Origin of the sequence: Streptomyces sp. 142MFCol3.1 (assembly GCF_000424945.1) — a bacterium.
In the GTDB taxonomy this organism is placed as follows: Bacteria; Actinomycetota; Actinomycetes; order Streptomycetales; family Streptomycetaceae; genus Streptomyces; species Streptomyces siamensis.
The window spans coordinates 73,594-92,220 of record NZ_AUKV01000032.1 but is presented as its reverse complement, the minus strand read 5'-3'; the positions used below and the strand labels follow the sequence as shown (position 1 = coordinate 92,220).

At 71.9% G+C, this 18,627-nt stretch carries 18 protein-coding genes; 15 read left to right on the top strand and 3 right to left on the bottom strand.

The window, feature by feature from the left end:
* Positions 1–73: 73 nt before the first annotated feature.
* The 8 genes from H305_RS47985 to H305_RS0135405 all read left to right on the top strand — a co-directional run bounded on the left by H305_RS47985 (position 74) and on the right by H305_RS0135405 (position 8,899).
* Entirely contained in the window at positions 74–1,207 is a 1,134-nt protein-coding gene (locus H305_RS47985) for a nitronate monooxygenase (RefSeq protein WP_051371288.1), read from the top strand.
* Positions 1,204–1,953 carry a 16S rRNA (uracil(1498)-N(3))-methyltransferase gene (locus tag H305_RS0135435; protein ID WP_028804623.1) on the top strand — a complete coding sequence of 250 codons (750 nt, stop codon included), beginning with the start codon at positions 1,204–1,206 and terminating at the stop codon, positions 1,951–1,953. Before H305_RS47985 ends, H305_RS0135435 begins: the two co-directional genes overlap by 4 nt.
* Before the next feature lie 18 nt (positions 1,954–1,971).
* The gene (locus H305_RS0135430; protein WP_028804622.1) at positions 1,972–2,364 is read left to right on the top strand and encodes a VOC family protein; all 393 of its coding nucleotides are present in this window, start codon (positions 1,972–1,974) and stop codon (positions 2,362–2,364) included.
* 147 nt (positions 2,365–2,511) lie between these two features.
* On the top strand, positions 2,512–3,081 hold the full coding sequence (locus H305_RS0135425) for a hypothetical protein (RefSeq protein WP_234021362.1): 570 nt from the start codon (positions 2,512–2,514) through the stop codon (positions 3,079–3,081).
* A 45-nt stretch (positions 3,082–3,126) separates the two neighbouring features.
* Positions 3,127–6,336: a S41 family peptidase gene (locus H305_RS0135420; RefSeq protein ID WP_028804620.1), complete on the top strand. Its 3,210-nt coding sequence runs from the start codon at positions 3,127–3,129 to the stop codon at positions 6,334–6,336.
* A 124-nt stretch (positions 6,337–6,460) separates the two neighbouring features.
* On the top strand, positions 6,461–6,814 hold the full coding sequence (locus H305_RS0135415) for a histidine triad nucleotide-binding protein (protein WP_028804619.1): 354 nt from the start codon (positions 6,461–6,463) through the stop codon (positions 6,812–6,814).
* 6 nt (positions 6,815–6,820) lie between these two features.
* Complete coding sequence (locus H305_RS0135410; RefSeq protein ID WP_028804618.1) at positions 6,821–7,726, top strand: ribonuclease Z; 906 nt, start codon at positions 6,821–6,823, stop codon at positions 7,724–7,726.
* 177 nt (positions 7,727–7,903) lie between these two features.
* Positions 7,904–8,899, top strand: coding sequence for an adenosine deaminase (locus tag H305_RS0135405; protein WP_028804617.1), 996 nt, complete (start codon positions 7,904–7,906; stop codon positions 8,897–8,899).
* Positions 8,900–8,902: 3 nt separating this feature from the next.
* Here the strand turns inward: H305_RS0135405 and H305_RS0135400 are convergent, their stop codons facing one another.
* Positions 8,903–10,147 (bottom strand): MFS transporter, encoded by a 1,245-nt coding sequence (locus H305_RS0135400; protein WP_028804616.1) that lies wholly within the window; start codon positions 10,145–10,147, stop codon positions 8,903–8,905.
* A gap of 412 nt (positions 10,148–10,559) precedes the next feature.
* On the opposite strand from H305_RS0135400, the gene H305_RS0135395 reads away from it, so the two are divergent.
* The 5 genes from H305_RS0135395 to H305_RS0135375 all read left to right on the top strand — a co-directional run bounded on the left by H305_RS0135395 (position 10,560) and on the right by H305_RS0135375 (position 15,107).
* A complete protein-coding gene (locus tag H305_RS0135395; protein WP_028804615.1) occupies positions 10,560–11,669 on the top strand; it encodes a carbohydrate kinase family protein in 1,110 nt (369 codons plus the stop codon).
* Positions 11,670–11,872: 203 nt separating this feature from the next.
* Positions 11,873–12,940: a PhoH family protein gene (locus H305_RS0135390; protein WP_028804614.1), complete on the top strand. Its 1,068-nt coding sequence runs from the start codon at positions 11,873–11,875 to the stop codon at positions 12,938–12,940.
* Positions 12,941–12,952: 12 nt separating this feature from the next.
* The gene (ybeY, locus tag H305_RS0135385; protein ID WP_028804613.1) at positions 12,953–13,450 is read left to right on the top strand and encodes an rRNA maturation RNase YbeY; all 498 of its coding nucleotides are present in this window, start codon (positions 12,953–12,955) and stop codon (positions 13,448–13,450) included.
* Positions 13,447–14,751, top strand: a complete 1,305-nt coding sequence (locus H305_RS0135380) for a hemolysin family protein (protein WP_028804612.1) — start codon at positions 13,447–13,449, stop codon at positions 14,749–14,751. Before ybeY ends, H305_RS0135380 begins: the two co-directional genes overlap by 4 nt.
* The gene (locus tag H305_RS0135375; RefSeq protein ID WP_028804611.1) at positions 14,748–15,107 is read left to right on the top strand and encodes an MmcQ/YjbR family DNA-binding protein; all 360 of its coding nucleotides are present in this window, start codon (positions 14,748–14,750) and stop codon (positions 15,105–15,107) included. Before H305_RS0135380 ends, H305_RS0135375 begins: the two co-directional genes overlap by 4 nt.
* A 186-nt stretch (positions 15,108–15,293) precedes the next feature.
* Here the strand turns inward: H305_RS0135375 and H305_RS55870 are convergent, their stop codons facing one another.
* Positions 15,294–15,416: a hypothetical protein gene (locus H305_RS55870; RefSeq protein ID WP_257004723.1), complete on the bottom strand. Its 123-nt coding sequence runs from the start codon at positions 15,414–15,416 to the stop codon at positions 15,294–15,296.
* Positions 15,417–15,845: 429 nt separating this feature from the next.
* Between H305_RS55870 and H305_RS0135365 the strand changes: the two genes are divergently transcribed.
* Positions 15,846–16,754, top strand: coding sequence for a helix-turn-helix domain-containing protein (locus H305_RS0135365; RefSeq protein WP_037766351.1), 909 nt, complete (start codon positions 15,846–15,848; stop codon positions 16,752–16,754).
* Between the two features lie 111 nt (positions 16,755–16,865).
* Positions 16,866–17,078 (top strand): DUF397 domain-containing protein, encoded by a 213-nt coding sequence (locus tag H305_RS47980; protein WP_037766350.1) that lies wholly within the window; start codon positions 16,866–16,868, stop codon positions 17,076–17,078.
* A gap of 49 nt (positions 17,079–17,127) precedes the next feature.
* Here the strand turns inward: H305_RS47980 and H305_RS0135355 are convergent, their stop codons facing one another.
* Positions 17,128–18,537, bottom strand: coding sequence for an MFS transporter (locus H305_RS0135355; protein ID WP_028804609.1), 1,410 nt, complete (start codon positions 18,535–18,537; stop codon positions 17,128–17,130).
* Positions 18,538–18,627 lie beyond the last annotated feature (90 nt).

The window sequence follows — 18,627 nt, the reverse complement described above, 5'->3', positions numbered from 1 at the left end:
GCCCTTCCGGCCGGTTCCGGAGAGGCGGAAGGGTGGATTCGGACTTGTTCGGAGGACGTGACAACATGCGGTCATGTCCTCCGCGCTCACCGATCTCTTCCCGCTGCCGATCGTGCAGGCCCCCATGGCGGGCGGCGTCTCCGTGCCGCAGCTCGCGGCGGCGGTGTCCGAGGCCGGCGGACTCGGTTTCCTGGCCGCCGGGTACAAGACGGCCGACGGCATGTACCAGGAGATCAAGCAGCTGCGCGGCCTGACGGCCCAGCCCTTCGGCGTGAATCTCTTCATGCCGCAGCCCGAGTACGCGGACCGGTCGGCCGTCGAGGTGTACGCGAACCAGCTCGCCGGAGAGGCCGCCTGGTACGAGACCGAGCTCGGTGACCCGGACAGCGGCCGCGACGACGGCTACGACGCCAAGCTCGCCGTCCTCCTCGACAACCCGGTGCCGGTGGTCTCCTTCCACTTCGGCTGCCCCGCGCCCGAGGTGCTGGAGTCCCTCGCCCGCGTCGGCACCCTCACCCTGATCGCCGCGACCACGGCCGAGGAGGCCCTCGCGGTGCAGCGGGCGGGCGCCGACGCCGTCGTCGTACAGGGCGTCGAGGCGGGCGGCCATCAGGGGACCCACCGCGACAACCCGGAGACGGACGGCACCGGCATCGGCCTGCTCTCGCTGATCGCGCAGGTCCGCGAGACCGTGCGGATCCCGATCGTCGCGGCCGGCGGCATCATGCGCGGCAGCCAGATCGCCGCCGCCCTCGCGGCCGGCGCGAGCGCCGCTCAGCTCGGCACCGCGTTCCTCGCCACCCACGAGTCCGGCGCGAACGCCGTGCACAAGCAGGCGCTGACCAACCCGCTCTACGTCCGTACGGAGCTGACGCGGGCGTTCTCCGGCCGCCCCGCGCGCGGACTCGTCAACCGGTTCCTGCGCGAGCACGGGCCGTACGCGCCCGCCGCCTACCCCGAGGTCCACCATCTGACCTCGCCGCTGCGCAAGGCGGCTGCCCGGGCGGGCGACGCGCAGGGCATGGCGCTGTGGGCCGGCCAGGGCCACCGCATGGCGCGGGAGCTGCCCGCCGCACGGCTGGTGGAGGTGCTGAGCGCCGAACTCGCCGCCGCCCGGACAGCGTTGTCCGCGGCGCCCGGGCTGTCGGGCCTGCCGGGCCCGGACACCTCGGCGTTCCCGGACGAGGAAGCGGGTGCGGGCCGATGACGGCGCCGGTGTTCGTGGTCGAACACTTCGACGCGGGCGGCGACGGACGCTACGTCCTCGACGGCCCCGAGGGCCGGCACGCCGTCTCGGTGAAGCGGCTGCGCCCCGGAGAGGACGTCGTCCTCACCGACGGGGCCGGACGCTACGCGGAGTGCGTGGTGCTCGACACCGAGGGCAAGGACCGGCTGGTCGTCCGGATGGACTCGGTCACCGAGGAGCCCGCGCAGGAGCCGCGCATCACCGTCGTCCAGGCCCTCCCCAAGGGCGACCGGGGTGAACTCGCCGTCGAGACCATGACGGAGACCGGTGTGGACGCGATCGTCCCCTGGGCGGCATCCCGGTGCATCACCCAGTGGAAGGGCGACCGCGGGGCGAAGTCGCTCGCCAAGTGGCGGGCCACGGCCCGGGAGGCCGGCAAGCAGTCCCGCCGGGTCCGCTTCCCCGACGTCGCGGACGCGATGACGACCAAGCAGGTTGCCGCACTTCTCGCCAAAGCCGATCTGGCGGCGGTGCTGCACGAGGACACGGAGCTGGGCACCGAGCCGTTCGCCACGGCGGACCTGCCCGCCGACGGGGAGATCGTGCTGGTGGTGGGACCCGAGGGAGGGATCTCCCCCGAGGAGGTCGAGCTCTTCACCGGGGCGGGGGCGCGGACGTTCCACCTGGGGCGTACCGTTCTGCGCACATCGACCGCCGGGACGGTGGCGGCGGCGTTGCTGCTGGCACGCACCGGCCGCTGGTCCTGACACGCACGGGGGATCGCCTTGGAACTGGCCCAAGTACGGCTGCTCGTCTCCGACTTCGCCGCCTGCTACCACTTCTACGCGGACGTCCTCGGCCTCAAGCCCCAGTCGGGCTCGGCCGAGGGCCCCTACGAGAAGTTCAGCCCCTCCACCGGCTCGGCGGGCATCGCCATACAGGACCGCTCGATGATGGCCGAGGTCCTCGGTGAGCTGGGCGATCTGGCGACCGGTCACCGCTCGCTGGTCGTGCTGCGGGTGGACGACCTGGACGCGTACTGCGAGCAGATCACCTCGCGCGGCGCCACGATCCTGCACGGTCCGGCCCCCATGACCGAGCGGATGCGCGTCGCCCACCTCAAGGACCCCGAGGGGAATCTGGTGGAGCTCCAGGAGTGGCTGCTCCTCCTGGGCTGACGTCCCCGAAGGAAGCACCCGCGTTCGCCCGGATGTCCGGTCCTGGCGCGGGTGCTCGAACCGGATTCGCACGGACGGGCGGTGCACTCCACACAGTGTCCGCATGCGGTCTACCGCGGCCGCCGGGAGAGTGGCACGCTGCCGTTCATGGGGGCTTTGAGGCGTACAGGACGCCGGGCGGGGCGTCGACGGGTACTGCTGGCGACCGGGTTCGCGGCGGCCGGGATCTTCGGCGTGGCCGCCTGCGACCCGGGGGACGGGCTGAGCCCGGCGGCAGTGGCGTACACGACCGACAAGACCGCCACCAAGGAGCTCGAACGGCAGCACGTGAACGTGCGCTGGCTCAGCTGCACCGCCTCCTACGGCGGCAACAACAAGGCCTACACGCCCGGCAAGTCGCCCCGGCCGACGGAGAACACGGTCGCTTCGGTCGACTGCCAGGGGCAGTCGGAGGACGGGCGGGAGATCACCGTCAAGGGCCGGGTCACCCGGGCCGTCGACGGCGCCTGCGTGCGCGGCGACCTCGTCGCGAAGGTCGGCGGCAAGGAGTGGTTCCACGTGCGGGGCCTGGGGAACTGCGACGCCACCACCAACCCCGTCCCGCCCGTCACGTACCGGCCGACGAACGGCCAGCCGAACCCCACCGTCACCGTGACGGTGACGAAAACCATGTGGTGCAAGGGCGATCCCACCTGCTGGCCCTCCCAGGGCAAGTGATCGTGACCCCTTTCAGCGTGCGCCCCGGCTGCATAGGGTGATCGGGTGACAGAGCCCGCAGCCTCCGCGTATCTCCGCTTCCCGCACCTGCACGGCGACTTGGTCGTCTTCACGGCCGAGGACGACGTCTGGGCCGCCCCGCTCGACGGCGGGGGCCGGGCCTGGCGGGTCAGTGCCGACAACGTGCCGGTGAACCATCCGCGCATCTCCCCGGACGGCACGACCGTCGCCTGGACGTCGACCCGCGACGGGGCGCCCGAGGTGCACGCCGCGCCCCTGGCCGGCGGCCCGTCCAAGCGGCTCACCTACTGGGGCAGCCCCAAGACCCAGGTGCGCGGCTGGACCACCGGCGGGCAGGTGCTCGCGCTCAGCACGCAGGGCCGGGAGAGCCTGCGCCGCAGCTGGGCGCGGTCGGTCCCGCTCGACGGCGGTCCGGGGGCGGTCCTTCCGTACGGCCCGGTCGGCGAGGTCGCCCAGGGCGGCCCGGGCACCGTGCTGCTGTCCGCGCCGATGGGCCGCGAGGCCGCCTGGTGGAAGCGGTACCGCGGCGGCACGGCGGGCAAGCTGTGGATCGACCGGGCGGGCGACGGCGAGTTCGTCCGCCTGCACGAGGACCTCGACGGGAATCTCGAATATCCCCTCTGGGTGGGGGAGCGCATCGCCTTCCTGTCCGACCACGAGGGCGTGGGGGCGCTGTACTCCTCCCTCGCCGACGGCTCGGACCTGCGCCGGCACACGTCCGTCGACGGCTTCTACGCCCGGCAGGCGGCGAGCGACGGCTCCCGGGTCGTGTACGCGTCCGCCGGTGAGCTCTGGCTCCTCGACGACCTCGACGGCGCCGAGCCGCGCCGGCTGGACATCCGGCTGGGCGGCCAGCGCGCCGACCTCCAGCCGCACCCCGTCAGGGCCTCCCGCTGGTTCTCGTCCGCCACACCCGACCACACCGGACGCGGCAGCGCGATCTTGGTGCGTGGCGCCGTGCACTGGGTCACGCACCGCTCGGGCCCGGCCCGCACGCTCGCCGCCGGACAGGGCGTGCGCGCCCGGCTGCCCCGCTCCTTCCGCGCCGACGGCGAGGAACACGTCGTGTGGGTCACCGACGCCGAGGGCGACGACGCGCTGGAGTTCGCCCCCGCCACCGGCGTCGCCCCCGGAGCGACCCCGCGGCGGCTCGCCGCCGGACAGCTCGGGCGCGTCCTCGGACTCGCGATGGCTCCCGACGGCAGCCGCGCCGCCGTCGCCTCGCACGACGGGCGGGTCCTGCTCGTCGAGCGCGACAGCGGCGAGGTCCGCGAACTCGACCGCAGTGAGGACGGCGAGGCCACCGGGCTGGTCTTCTCGCCCGACTCGGCGTGGCTCGCCTGGTCGCACCCCGGGCCGCGCCCGCTGCGGCAGCTGAGGCTCGCCAACACCGCCGACCTGGCGGTGACCGAGGCGACCCCGCTCCGCTTCCGGGACTACGCGCCGGCGTTCACCCTCGACGGCAAGCACCTCGCCTTCCTGTCGGCCCGCTCCTTCGATCCCGTCTACGACGAGCACGTCTTCGACCTCGCGTTCGTCGGCGGATCACGGCCCTACCTGATCACCCTGGCCGCGACCACGCCGTCGCCCTTCGGGCCGCAGCGCCACGGCCGTCCCTTCGAAGCGCCCGACAAGGACGAGACCCCCGACAGCGAGGGCGCGCCGACGACCCGTATCGACCTCGACGGTCTCGCCGACCGGATCGTGGCGTTCCCCGTCGAGGCCGCCCGCTACTCGACGCTGCGCGCCGCCAAGGACGGGGTGCTGTGGCTGCGCCACCCGGTGCGCGGTGTGCTCGGTGCCTCCCGTGCCACTCCGGACGCCCCGGACCCGAAGAGCGAACTGGAGCGGTACGACCTCGCCCAGCAGCGCATCGAGCACCTCGCCGCCGACGCCGACCACTTCGCCGTCAGCGGCGACGGCAAGCGGGTCCTGCTGTGGACCGACGGAAGACTCAAGGTCGTCCCCAGCGACCGGCGCGCCTCGAACGACGACGAGAGCGACTCGAACATCACCGTCGACCTGTCGAGGGTGCGGCAGACCGTCGACCCGGCCGCCGAGTGGCGGCAGATGTACGACGAGACGGGCCGCCTCATGCGGGACAACTTCTGGCGGCCCGACCTGGCCGGGGTCGACTGGCCGGGCGTCCTGGACCGGTACCGGCCGGTGCTGGAGCGCGTCGCCACGCACGACGACCTCGTGGACCTGCTGTGGGAGGTGCAGGGCGAGCTCGGCACTTCCCACGCCTATGTCCTCCCCGGCGGCGGAGGAGGTGGCGACCGGGCGCAGGGACTGCTCGGCGCGGACATCTCCCGCCATGAGGACGGCAGTTGGCGCATCGACCGGATCCTGCCCTCCGAGACGTCCGACCCCGAGGCCCGGGCGCCGCTCGCCGCGCCCGGTGTCGCGGTGCGGGCCGGCGACGCGATCGTCGCGATCGGCGGGCAGCCGGTGGACCCGGTGGCGGGTCCCGGACCGCTGCTCGTCGGCACGGCCGGCAAGCCGGTGGAGCTGACCGTGTCGCCCGCGGGCGGCGGCGATCCGCGTCACGCGGTCGTGATCCCGCTGGCCGACGAGGAGCCGCTGCGCTACCACGCGTGGGTCGCCGAACGGCGCGCCTACGTCCACGAGCGGTCCGGGGGCCGCCTCGGCTATCTGCACGTGCCGGACATGGTGGGCTCCGGCTGGGCCCAGCTCCACCGCGACCTGCGGGTCGAGGTGGCCAGGGACGGGCTGGTCGTGGACGTCCGTGAGAACCGCGGCGGCCACACCTCCCAGCTGGTCGTGGAGAAGCTCGCGCGGCGGATCGTCGGCTGGGACCTGCCACGCGGACTGCGCCCGTACAGCTATCCGGAGGACGCGCCCCGCGGTCCGGTCGTCGCCGTCGCGAACGAGTTCTCCGGCTCCGACGGCGACATCGTCAACGCGGCGATCAAGGCCCTCGGTATCGGGCCGGTGGTCGGCACCCGCACCTGGGGCGGTGTGATCGGCATCGACAGCCGCTACCGGCTCGTCGACGGCACGCTCGTCACCCAGCCCAAGTACGCCTTCTGGATGGAGGGTTACGAATGGGGTGTCGAGAACCACGGCGTCGACCCCGACGTCGAGGTCGTCCAGACGCCGCAGGACCACGCCGCCGGACGTGACACCCAGCTCGACGAGGCGATCCGGATCGCCCTCGCCGCCCTGGAGGAGAACCCGGCCAAGACCGCCCCGGCGCTGCCGGAGGACTGACGCACTTGGATCCGGGGCGGCCGTTCTCACGGACGGTCGCCCCGGACCCCGTTGTCGCGCTGAAGAATTGCTCCGGTGGATACGATGCCGTCGTAGCGATCAACGGCGTGAAGGAGGCACACGCATGGCGGGAGAGCCGCAGGACGACTGCTTGTTCTGCAAGATCGTCGCGGGACAGATCCCGGCGACCCTGGTCCGGGAGACCGACACCACCGTCGCGTTCCGTGACATCAACCCTCAGGCGCCCACCCACATCCTCGTCATCCCCAAGGTGCACTACCGGGACGCCGCGGCGCTGGCGGTCGCCGAGCCCACCGTCGTCGCCGACCTGCTGCGCGAGGCCGGCGAGGTCGCGGGCGAGGAGAAGCTGGAGAGCTACCGCGTCGTGTTCAACACCGGCAGCGGCGCCGGACAGACCGTCTTCCACGCGCACGCCCATGTGCTGGGCGGTCGCGGCATGCAGTGGCCTCCGGGGTAACCGGCCTTGTCCGTACGTGAATTGGTGGTGCTGGGCACCGCCAGCCAGGTCCCGACGCGACACCGCAACCACAACGGCTACCTGCTGCGGTGGGACGGCGAGGGGCTGCTCTTCGACCCCGGCGAGGGCACGCAGCGACAGATGCTGCGTGCCGGGGTCGCCGCGCACGACCTGCACCGGATCTGCGTCAGCCACTTCCACGGGGACCACTCGCTCGGGCTCGCCGGGGTGATCCAGCGCATCAATCTCGACCGCGTGCCGCACGAGGTGACCGCGCACTATCCGGCGTCCGGGCAGCGGTTCTTCGACCGGCTGCGCCACGCCACGGCCTATCGCGAGACGGTGGCGCTGACCCAGGCGCCGGTCGACGACGACGGGATCCTCGCGGCCACGCCGTCGTACACCCTGGAGGCGCGCCGGCTCTCACACCCCGTGGAGTCCTTCGGCTACCGGCTGGTCGAGCCGGACGGGCGGCGGATACTGCCCGAGCGGCTCGCGGAGCACGGGATCCAGGGGCCGGACGTCGGGCGCATCCAGCGGGACGGCGTGCTGCGCGGCGTCACCCTCGACGACGTCAGCGAGGTGCGGCGCGGGCAGCGCTTCGCGTTCGTCATGGACACCCGGCTGTGCGAGGGCGTCGGCGCCCTCGCCGAAGGGTGCGACCTGCTCGTCATCGAGTCGACCTTCCTGGACGAGGACGAGCGGCTCGCCGAGGACCACGGGCATCTGACGGCGGGCCAGGCGGCGCGGGTGGCGAGGGACGCCGGGGTACGGCATCTCGTGCTGACCCACTTCAGCCAGCGCTACTCCGATCCGGGCGAGTTCGAGCGGCAGGCCCGCGCGGCGGGCTTCGACGGCGATCTGACGGTGGCGTACGACCTGCTGCGGGTCCCGGTGCCGAAGCGCCGGTAGCGGCGGCCCGTGCCCGGGCGGGCGGCCGGCGCAGGGCGCGAGGCGGCGGTGGCGACGGCCGGCTCGGAGCACCGGTGCCCGGGCGCCGGGCGGTGCGCTGCCGGGCCCGGGCGACGCGGACGACAGCGGGCCGCGTTCGGTTCCGTTATGTCGGGACGTCGCCCGTACGATGCTTCGATGCCCCTCCCCAAAGCTGAACTGCACCTCCACATCGAAGGCACTCTCGAACCCGAGCTCGCCTTCGCGCTCGCCGCGCGCAACGGCGTCACGCTGCCCTACGAGGACACCGAGGAGCTGCGCAAGGCGTACCTCTTCGACGATCTCCAGTCGTTCCTGAACCTGTACTACGAGCTCATGGCCGTCCTGCGGACCGAAGAGGACTTCGCCGACCTGGCGGACGCCTACCTGGAGCGCGCCGCCGCGCAGGGCGTGCGGCACGCGGAGATCTTCTTCGACCCGCAGGCCCACCTCGCCCGCGGTGTGGAGATGGGGACGGTCGTCGACGGGCTGTGGCGGGCGCTGGCGCACAGCGAGGAGAAGCACGGGGTCTCCACCCAGCTGATCATGTGCTTCCTGCGGGACGAGTCCGCCGAGTCGGCCCTGCGGACCCTGGAGGCCGCGAAGCCCCACCTCGACCGGATCACCGGCGTCGGGCTCGACTCCGCCGAGGTCGGACACCCGCCGGCCAAGTTCCGAGAGGTGTACGAGGCCGCCGCCGCGCTCGGTCTGCGGCGCGTCGCGCACGCGGGCGAGGAGGGGCCGCCCGAGTACATCACCGAGGCGCTCGACGTCCTCGGCGTCGAGCGCGTCGACCACGGGCTGCGCTGCATGGAGGACCCGCGGCTGGTGGAGCGGCTCGTACGGGAGCGGGTGCCGCTGACGCTGTGCCCGCTGTCGAACGTGCGGCTGCGGGCCGTACGCGTCCTGGAGGACCACCCGCTGCGCGCCATGCTCGACGCCGGCCTGCTGTGCACGGTGAACTCCGACGACCCCGCCTACTTCGGCGGCTACGTGGCCGACAACTACCACGCGGTCCGCGACGCCCTCGGCCTGGAACTGGAGCAGATGCGGGAGCTGGCGCGCAACTCGTTCCTGGCGTCCTTCCTCGACCACGACGAGGAGCGACGGGCCCGTTATCTCGCCGAGGTCGACGCGTACGAGTTCGGGCGGTAGCCGTCAGTCGGTTCCGGGCCCCGGTGCGGTGGCTGCCGCGGCCGGCCGGGGCCCGGCCGTGCCGTACGCCGTCCGCTCGGCGGGAGCCGTCTCCAGCGGGATCTCGACGACGGGGGTGACCGGGACGCCGCGCCGCGGCCGGACGGCCACGAGGGTCATCGGCACGGCGATCACGAGCAGCCCGACCGCCAGGACCGTGCCCATGCCCGGGTATCCGGCCCGGGCCGAGAGCAGGCTGCCGGTGAGCGGGCCGCACGCCGTGCCGAGCGAGGACGCGGAGCCGACCAGGACCGCCCACCGGCCGCGCGGGTCGAGGGAGGCGGCGAGGCCGATCACGTACGACAGGACGACCGGGTAGAGCGTGTTCCAGGCGATCTCGCCCGCCGCGAACGACGTGAGGTCGGTGGCCGCCGCGCTGAGCGCGATGCACCCGGCGATCAGTGCCGTGCCGACGCCGATGGGCAGGGCCAGGCCGAGCCGGGGGCCCAGCGCGCCCGCACCGATCACCCCCAGCAGACCCGCGCCCAGCGCCGTCGCGAACACCGCGCCGACGGTGACCTCGGTGAGCCCCGCCTGGGTCAGCCCGATGCGGCCGCTGACGCCCCACAGGGAGTTCTGGGCGAGGGACCAGAAGAGCATCGTGCCGGCGAGGAGCCGGCCGGAACGCGGGTGGGGGAGCGGCGTCGTGGTGCGCGGGGTCCGCGCGGCGCGGGTGCGGTCCGGCAGCCGTCCGGTCACGGGCAGCACGAGCAGCGCCGTGCAGGCGATCGCGGCGAGGGGCGGGCCGTGGGCCGGGCCCAGGTGGGGGATCGTCAGATACAGCACGCCGGCCAGGGCGGAGACCCCGAACAGGCCCGTCGTGGTGGTGCGGTGGGGGTCGCGCTGGGCGGCGATGCCGGTCGCGGCGACCGTGGTGGCCGCGCCGGAGCCGAAGCCGCCGACGACCGCGCCGGTGACGACCAGGGGCACGGTGGTCGTCAGGGCGGCGGTGCCGTAGCCGGCGACGGCGAGGAGCAGACCGGTGCGGGCGAGTCTGCGGGGGCCGAAGCGGTCCACGCGGGACGCCAGGAGGAACCCGGCGGTCGCCGAACTCAGCAGCAGGGCGCTGCCGATGGCGCCGGCCTGGGTGGCCGAGAGCGGGAGGCCCGCGTCCAGTCTGCCGACGGTGGTCGGCAGCAGGTACGCGGCGAGGTACCCGGCCGTGAAAAGGGCGACGAGGGGCCAGGGCATGGTGGTGCGGGCGGACACGGGCGTTCCCAGGGCATGCGAAAGGAGCGGCTCGGAAGGGGGGTTGAGCGGCTGTCGACGGACAGGAACGCGCGGGCAATTTGTATCAAGGGGCCGGGCGTGCGAAGAAGGTCGGACGATGTGATCTACGGCACTTTCCGTTTGACCCCGCAGGGGTGGGGTACACGAAGCGTTTTGCTCCGCCGGAGAGGGTGCCGCAGGCGCCCCTCGCGGGGCGTCGCGGGGGGCGGTGCCGCTCCGCCCGGCACGGGCCGCCGTTCCGCCTCGCGGCGGGATGCGCGCCGCCCGGCGGGCCGGCCCGCCGTCCGCGGTCCGGCGCGGCCGGGGCGCGACCCGACCCCGCACGACCACGGTGTGTCGTGGCCGACTTGGTGCACACTGGCCTGATCCGCACCATCTCAGGGAGCGCACCGTGATCACGCCCGACGGAGAGCGACCGCTCTGCCAGGCCCATGTCGACCCGCTCGCCGGCCTGCGCACCCCCCAGGATCCGTCCTGGGACGTCTACCTCACGGGCACGGTCTTCCTGGACATCATCTTCACCGGGCTCGACTCGGCCCCCGTGCGCGGCACGGAGTCGTGGGCGCGGGGCATGGGATCGAGCCCGGGCGGCGTCGCGAACATGGCGACGGCGCTGGCCCGGCTGGGACTGCGGACGTCCCTCGCCGCGGCGTTCGGCGACGACCACTACGGGGAGTACTGCTGGGACGCCCTGGAGCAGGGCGAAGGCATCGACCTCTCCCTGTCGCGCACCGTGTCCGGCTGGCACTCCCCGGTCACCGTGTCGATGGCGTACGAGGGCGAGCGCACGATGGTCAGCCACGGGCACGAGCCGACGCCCGAGGAGCCGGCGCCGGACTGCCCGCCCCGCGCGCGTGCGGCGGTCGCCTCGCTGACGCCCGGCACGCGCGCGCCCTGGATCGAGGAGGCGGCCAAGAGCGGCACCCGGATCTTCGCGGACGTCGGCTGGGACGACACCGGCCGCTGGGACCTGGCCGGCCTCGCCGACCTGGAGCACTGCGAGGCGTTCCTGCCGAACGCCGAGGAGGCCATGCGCTACACCGGCGCGGACTGTCCGCGGGCGGCGGCGCGCGCGCTGACGGATCACGTGCCGCTGGCCGTGGTCACCCTGGGCTCGGACGGCGCGTACGCCGTGGACGGCGGCACCGGGGAGACCGCCGAGGTCCCGGCGATCGCGGTGGAGGCCCTGGACCCCACGGGCGCCGGCGACGTCTTCGTGGCCGGCTTCGTCATGGGGACGCTGGCCGCCTGGCCGCTCGCGGACCGGCTCGCCTTCGCCGGGCTGACCGCGGCCCTGTCCGTGCAGGAGTTCGGCGGGTCCCTGTCGGCGCCGGGCTGGTCCGAGATCGCGGCCTGGTGGCGCAAGGTCCAGTCGGTAGCCGCCCAGGACCCCACGGCGCTGAGCCGGTACGCGTTCCTTGAGGGCCTGCTCCCGGAGGTGACGCGCCCGTGGCCGCTGCGCCGGGCGGTGCCGACGATCGGTTTCGGGCGCACCGCGTGACATCCGCGCCGGGATCGGGCGGGGCGTCCCGAACCGTCCCGCCCCCGGCGTGCGCCGTCGTGCGCGGGGCGCGGGTGCTCGGCGCGGGGTGAGGAAAAGCCCTACGGCTCTGTCAGTGCAGCGACGTACCCTTGGAACCGCAAGGCTGCCCGTGTGGCAAGCGTGCCGACCGAGGAGGATTCGCAGGCCTACAGAGCCGGCCCATGACTCAGACACCCACAGCTCACAGCTCCGCTCAGGAGCAGGCGCGAGCGCACTTCACCGTCCCTGCCAAGCACCCCATGGTGACCGTGCTGGGTTCCGGAGACGCGCTCCTGCGCGTGATCGAGAAGGCCTTCCCGGCGGCCGACATCCACGTCCGGGGCAATGAGATCAGTGCGGTCGGCGAGGCCGGTGAAGTCGCCCTCGTCCAGCGCCTGTTCGACGAGATGATGCTGGTGCTCCGCACGGGGCAGCCGATGACGGAGGACGCAGTGGAACGCTCGATCGCCATGCTCAGGGCGAGCGAGAACGGGGAGGGCGACGGCCAGGAGACCCCGGCCGAGGTGCTCACGCAGAACATCCTGTCCTCGCGGGGCCGCACCATCCGCCCCAAGACGCTCAACCAGAAGCGGTACGTCGACGCGATCGACAAGCACACGATCGTCTTCGGCATCGGCCCCGCCGGTACCGGAAAGACGTACCTGGCCATGGCCAAGGCGGTGCAGGCCCTGCAGTCCAAGCAGGTCAACCGCATCATCCTGACCCGCCCGGCGGTGGAGGCGGGCGAGCGCCTCGGCTTCCTGCCCGGCACGCTCTACGAGAAGATCGACCCCTACCTGCGCCCGCTGTACGACGCGCTGCACGACATGCTCGACCCCGACTCGATCCCCCGCCTCATGGCGGCGGGCACCATCGAGGTCGCGCCCCTGGCCTACATGCGCGGCCGCACGCTCAACGACGCCTTCATCATCCTGGACGAGGCCCAGAACACGAGCGCCGAGCAGATGAAGATGTTCCTCACCCGCCTCGGCTTCGACTCGAAGATCGTGGTCACGGGTGACGTGACCCAGGTGGACCTCCCGACCGGGACGAAGTCCGGTCTGCGCCAGGTCCAGGACATCCTGGAAGGCGTCGCGGACGTCCACTTCTCGCGGCTCACGTCGCACGATGTCGTACGGCACAAGCTGGTCGGCCGTATCGTCGACGCGTACGAGAAGTACGACATCGAGAACGGCACCGAGAACGGCTCCCACAAGGGCCGCGGCAAAGCCGGCCACAAGGGGAAGTAGACCAGCACGACCATGTCGATCGACGTCAACAACGAGTCCGGAACCGAGGTCGACGAGCAGGCGATCCTCGACATCGCCCGCTACGCGCTCACACGGATGCGCATCCACCCGCTCTCCGAGCTCTCGGTGATCGTCGTGGACACCGACGCCATGGAGCAGCTGCACATCCAGTGGATGGACCTGCCCGGCCCCACGGATGTCATGTCCTTCCCCATGGACGAGCTGCGCCCGCCGTCCAAGGACGACGACGAGCCTCCGCAGGGCCTGCTCGGCGACATCGTGCTGTGCCCCGAGGTCGCCGAGCGGCAGGGCCGCGAGGCGCCGACGCAGCACTCCATGGACGAGGAGCTCCAGCTCCTGACCGTCCACGGAGTGCTGCACCTGCTGGGGTACGACCACGAGGAAGCGGACGAGAAGGCCGAGATGTTCGGCCTCCAGGCGGCCATCGTGGACGGGTGGCGTGCGGAGAAGGGCCTGACCGGCCCGTCCCCGGCCCCGACCGTGTCATGAGTCCACAGCTCGTCGTCGGCGCCATCGCGCTGGTCGTCGTCGCCTGGCTCGCCGCCTGCGCGGAGGCGGGCCTCGCGCGCATCTCCAGCTTCCGGGCCGAGGAGGCCGTCCGGTCGGGCCGGCGCGGCAGCGCCAAGCTCGCCCAGGTCGCCGCCGACCCCACCCGCTACCTGAACGTGGCGCTGCTGGTCCGTGTCGCCTGCGAGATGGCCGCCGCCGCGCTCGTCACGTACGCGTGCCTGAAGGAGTTCGACGAGACCTGGCAGGCCCTCGCGGTCGCCATCGGCGTCATGGTCCTCGTGTCGTACGTCGCGGTGGGCGTGTCCCCGCGCACCATCGGCCGCCAGCACCCGCTGAACACCGCGACGGCCGCCTCGTACGTCCTGCACCCACTGGCCCGGGTCATGGGGCCGATCCCGCCGCTGCTCATCCTCATCGGCAACGCGCTCACGCCGGGCAAGGGATTCCGGCGTGGCCCGTTCGCCTCCGAGGCGGAGCTGCGTGCGATGGTCGACCTCGCGGAGAAGGAGTCGCTCATCGAGGACGAGGAGCGCCGCATGGTGCACTCCGTCTTCGAACTGGGCGACACACTGGTGCGCGAGGTGATGGTCCCGCGGACCGACCTGGTGGCCATCGAGCGCTACAAGACGATCCGTCAGGCCCTCACGCTCGCCCTGCGCTCCGGTTTCTCGCGCATCCCGGTCACGGGGGAGAACGAGGACGACATAGTCGGCATCGTGTATCTGAAGGACCTGGCCCGCAAGACGCACATCAGCCGGGACGCGGAGTCGGAGCTGGTCTCCACGGCGATGCGGCCCGCCACTTTCGTGCCCGACACCAAGAACGCGGGCGACCTGCTGCGCGAGATGCAGCAGGAGCGCAACCACGTCGCCGTCGTGATCGACGAGTACGGCGGCACGGCCGGCATCGTGACCATCGAGGACATCCTCGAGGAGATCGTCGGCGAGATCACCGACGAGTACGACCGCGAGCTGCCACCCGTGCAGGAGCTCGGCGACGACCGCTACCGGGTGACCGCCCGTCTCGACATCGGCGACCTCGGCGAGCTGTACGGCTACGAGGCGTACGACGACGAGGACGTGGAGACCGTCGGCGGACTGCTCGCCAAAGCGCTCGGGCGGGTCCCGATCGCCGGGGCCTCGTCGGTGGTCGAACTGCCCGACGGGCGGGAGCTGCGGCTGACCGCCGAGGCCGCGGCGGGGCGCCGCAACAAGATCGTCACGGTGCTCGTCGAGCCGGTCGGCCCGGTGGAGCCCGCCGAGGAGGAGAAGCCGGAGTGACCCCGCAGGAGCTGCGCGCGTTCTGCCTGTCCTTCAACGCGACCGTCGAGGACTTCCCCTTCAACCCGCAGACGTCGGTCTTCAAGGTGCTGGGGAAGCTCTTCGCGCTGACGAACCTGGACGCGGCTCCGCTGACGGTCAATCTGAAGTGCGACCCGGAGGACGCGGTACGGCTGCGCGGGGAGCACCCGGGGCTCGTCGTCCCCGGCTATCACATGAACAAGCGGCACTGGAACACGGTGACCGCGGACGGGTCGCTCCCGGACCGGCTGGTGCGGGAGCTGATCGAGGACTCGTACGACCTGGTGGTCGCGGGACTGCCGCGCGCCGAGCGGCTCCGGCTCGACCGGGCGTGAACCCGCCCCTCGGCCGACGGGTTCCGACGGCTCGCCAGGACGGGAAAATCGCGGCAGAATAATGAGTTCGGCGGGCTCTCGACAGGCCCACTCCGTGTAGGCCCAGCAAGCACACTCGGAGTGGAACCTGCTCCTGCTGGCGTCCGCTTCCATGGCCCCGGTCTTCTTGGCCGGGGCCGTTTTCTCTCACACGTGGTGGAGCACCTCTTCGATGATCTTGTAGATCAGGAAGATGAGACTCATCCAGGGGACGATGTGGGACACCCTGTCGGTCCACGTGTTGCGGCGCCCCTCCGGCTCTGTGGCCATGGGGCTTTTCCTCCTTCCCGGCGGCTCCACATACCTTGTGGATACCGCGGTGATCCACAGGTGGGAGTCGGAGGAAGTCGGGCGGCTCTCAAGGAGGTTGGCGTCAACCTCGCTACCGCTTGGTCGAACCTCCCTTCATGGAACCGGAGTTGAGGCGGTTGCCGTCCGCGCGACAACGTTCCCTCTGACAATGTAGCCTCCGCGCAGACGGGTGAACAGTCCTAGATGCTGACTCCAGGTCGGTGTGTCCGATACGTTGGCTGCGATGTGCGACATAGCATCCCGGCAGTTGGCGCTCCAGCGCGACCCCCGCCACCAGTGGTGATCTGTGTCGCGTCCTGAGCGTGCGTTCTCTCGGAGAGGTACCGATGTGTAACCATCGAAATCGCCATGTCGCAACTTGCTCGGTCCTCATGGGGGTGGGGGATCATGAGTGAGGCGAAGTCGCCGAGCCCGGCGATCCAGCGGATCCGGCTCCGCACCGAACTGCGCAAGGCCCGCACGAAGACAGGGCTGACGCAGCGCCAGGTGGCCGAGAAGATGGAGTGGAGTCCCTCCAAGCTGATCCGCATCGAGGCCGGCGAGGTCGGCATCACGGTCAACGACCTGCGCCCGCTGCTCGCGGTCTACGAGATCAGCAGCCAGCGCAAGGTCGACGAACTGCTGGACCTGGCCCGGGGCAGCCGGAAGATGCCGTTCTCGGAGTTCCGGGACATCTACTCCAAGGAGTTCCTCCAGTTCCTGGCGATGGAGACGTCGGCGTCGATCATCCGCAACTTCAATCCACTGGTGGTTCCCGGCCTGTTGCAGACGGAGGAGTACGCGCGTGCCGTCATGGGCGCCTACAACCGCGGGGCCTCCGAGGAGCTGGTGGACCGCTACATCGAGGGCCGGCTCGCGCGCCAGGAGATGCTGTTGGGCGACGAGGGCCCCGAACTGTTCTTCGTCATCGACGAGTCGGTCGTGCGGCGGCGGGTCGGCAGTCGCGGAGTGATGCGCGCCCAGCTGGAGCAGTTGGCCGAGCTCGCCACCCGGCCGCGGATCACCGTCGAGATCCTGCCGTTCAGCATCGGTGCGCATCCGGGCATCCAAGGGCCCTTCACCCACTTCGAGTTCGACGCCGACGAGATGCCGGACTCGATCTATCTGGAGAACCCGCGCGGTGACTCCTACCTGAGCAGTGCTCCCGAGGAGACGGGCCGCTACCTGGAGAGCTTCTGGGAGCTCGAGGACCTGGGTGTCAAGGAGCACGTGGACACGCTGTTGCGCCGGCTGGCGTCCAGGCTGGACGAGGGGCGGGACGACCTCGTGTCACTGCTCGACGGGGCGGATCAGTAAAGTCCGTTTCACGGAGGGAAGTTGGCGAGAATTGTCTCGCTCATCGCCGTATGATGCGCCGCTATTCTGAAAGAGGTGCTGCGGGTCCACACCCAGGTTGGAGGGGACGGCGTGGGTGGCTCATGGTCGTGGCGCAAGAGCAGCGCGAGCACCGGCGGGAACGGCGACTGCGTGGAGATCGCGTGGACGGGTGAGACGGTCCTCGTGCGCGACTCCAAGAACGGGCGTGGCCCTGTCGTCGCGTTCGGGCCGGCCGTGTGGGAGGGCTTCCTCGGCTCCCTGTCGCACCTGCCGCCTTCCGGGCGCAGGACGACGGACGGATGAGACGGTGACGGCCCGCGCCGACGTCGCGGCGCGGGCCGTCGTGCTGCGATCAGGCGCGGCGGCCGAGCCCCAGGCTCACCAGTACCGCCGCCGCCAGCACGATCACCGCGTCCAGGGCGAGGACCGTGCGGACCCCCGTCAACAGGTCGCCCGAGGTGGTGGCCAGGACGCCGAGGAGCGGGATGCCGACCGTGAGTCCCACCTGCTGAGTGGACGTCACCAGACCGGTGGCCAGGCCCTGCTCCTCGTCCGGGACCCCCGACGTGACGGTCAGGCCGTACGCGATGATCGCGCCCAGGTGGCACATGCTGGCAAGGGAGACCGCGGCCGTGGCGAGCCAGACCGACCAGGTGTGGGCGTTCAGCAGCACCAGCGTCGCCACGAACAGACCCTGCCCGGCCAGTGAACCCACCAGCGTGCGACGGACGCCGACGCGGCCGATGACCTTCGGTGCGTACGCCCCCGCCACCGCCGACAGCACACCCTGCACACCGAAGACCAGACCCGTCTCGAAGGCGGACAGGCCGAGCGTCTCCTGCAGGTACAGGGTCAGGACGAAGATCACCGTCGACATCATCGAGAAGGTGACCAGACCGGCCAGGTTGCCCCACGCCACGGTGCGGCGGCGCAGCATCGGCAGGGAGACGAGCGGCGACGCGCTGCGCGACTCGACGTACCCGAAGGCACTGAGCAGCAGCACGCCCGCCACGAGCGACACGAGCACGTCGGCGCCGCCGAAGCCGCGCTCCGCGGCCGTGGAGAGGGCGTAGATCAGGGCCAGCAGGCCTGCGGTGACGGTGACCGCGCCGGGGACGTCCAGGCGCGGGCGGTGCGGGGTGCGGGACTCGGGCAGCAGACCCGGCGCCAGCGGCAGCACGATCAGCGCGAACACCGCCAACAGCCCCATCGTGGAGCGCCAGCCCAGCGCGTCGGTCAGGACGCCGCCCGCCACCATGCCGACCGTGAAGCCGAGGGACAGCAGCGTGCCGGAGATGCCCAGGGCGCGGTCGCGCGCCGGCCCCTCGGGGAACGTCGTCGTCAGCAGCGACATGCCCGTCGGCACGATGGCCGCCGCGCCCAGACCCTGCAGCGCGCGGGCCGTCAGGAAGGACGCCGGGTCCCAGGCGCAGGTCGCGAGCACCGAGGCCGCACCGAAGAGCCCGAGGCCGGTCAGGAAGAGCCTGCGGCGCCCGTACAGGTCGCCGACGCGGCCGAACAGCAGCAGGAAGCCGCCGGACGGCAGAGCGAAGGCGGTGACCGCCCACTGCAGGGTGGACCGGCTCATGCCCAGGTCCGAGCCCAGCACGGGCAGCGCCACGTTCAGGACGGAGAAGTCGAGCGCGACCATGAACTGGGCCGCGCACAGCACGAAGAGGACGAGTTTGTCGCGGGCCGAGAGCCGCGCGCCCGGCGGGGTGCGTACGGGAGTGGACTCGAGGTCGGTGGTGTCGATCGCCATGGCCAAGAGCCTCGTGCGGTCGGAACAAGCGTGGGGAGCGGGAACTTATGCTGGTGGTCGCACCACCAGTCACCAAGAGGGGGATTCGAA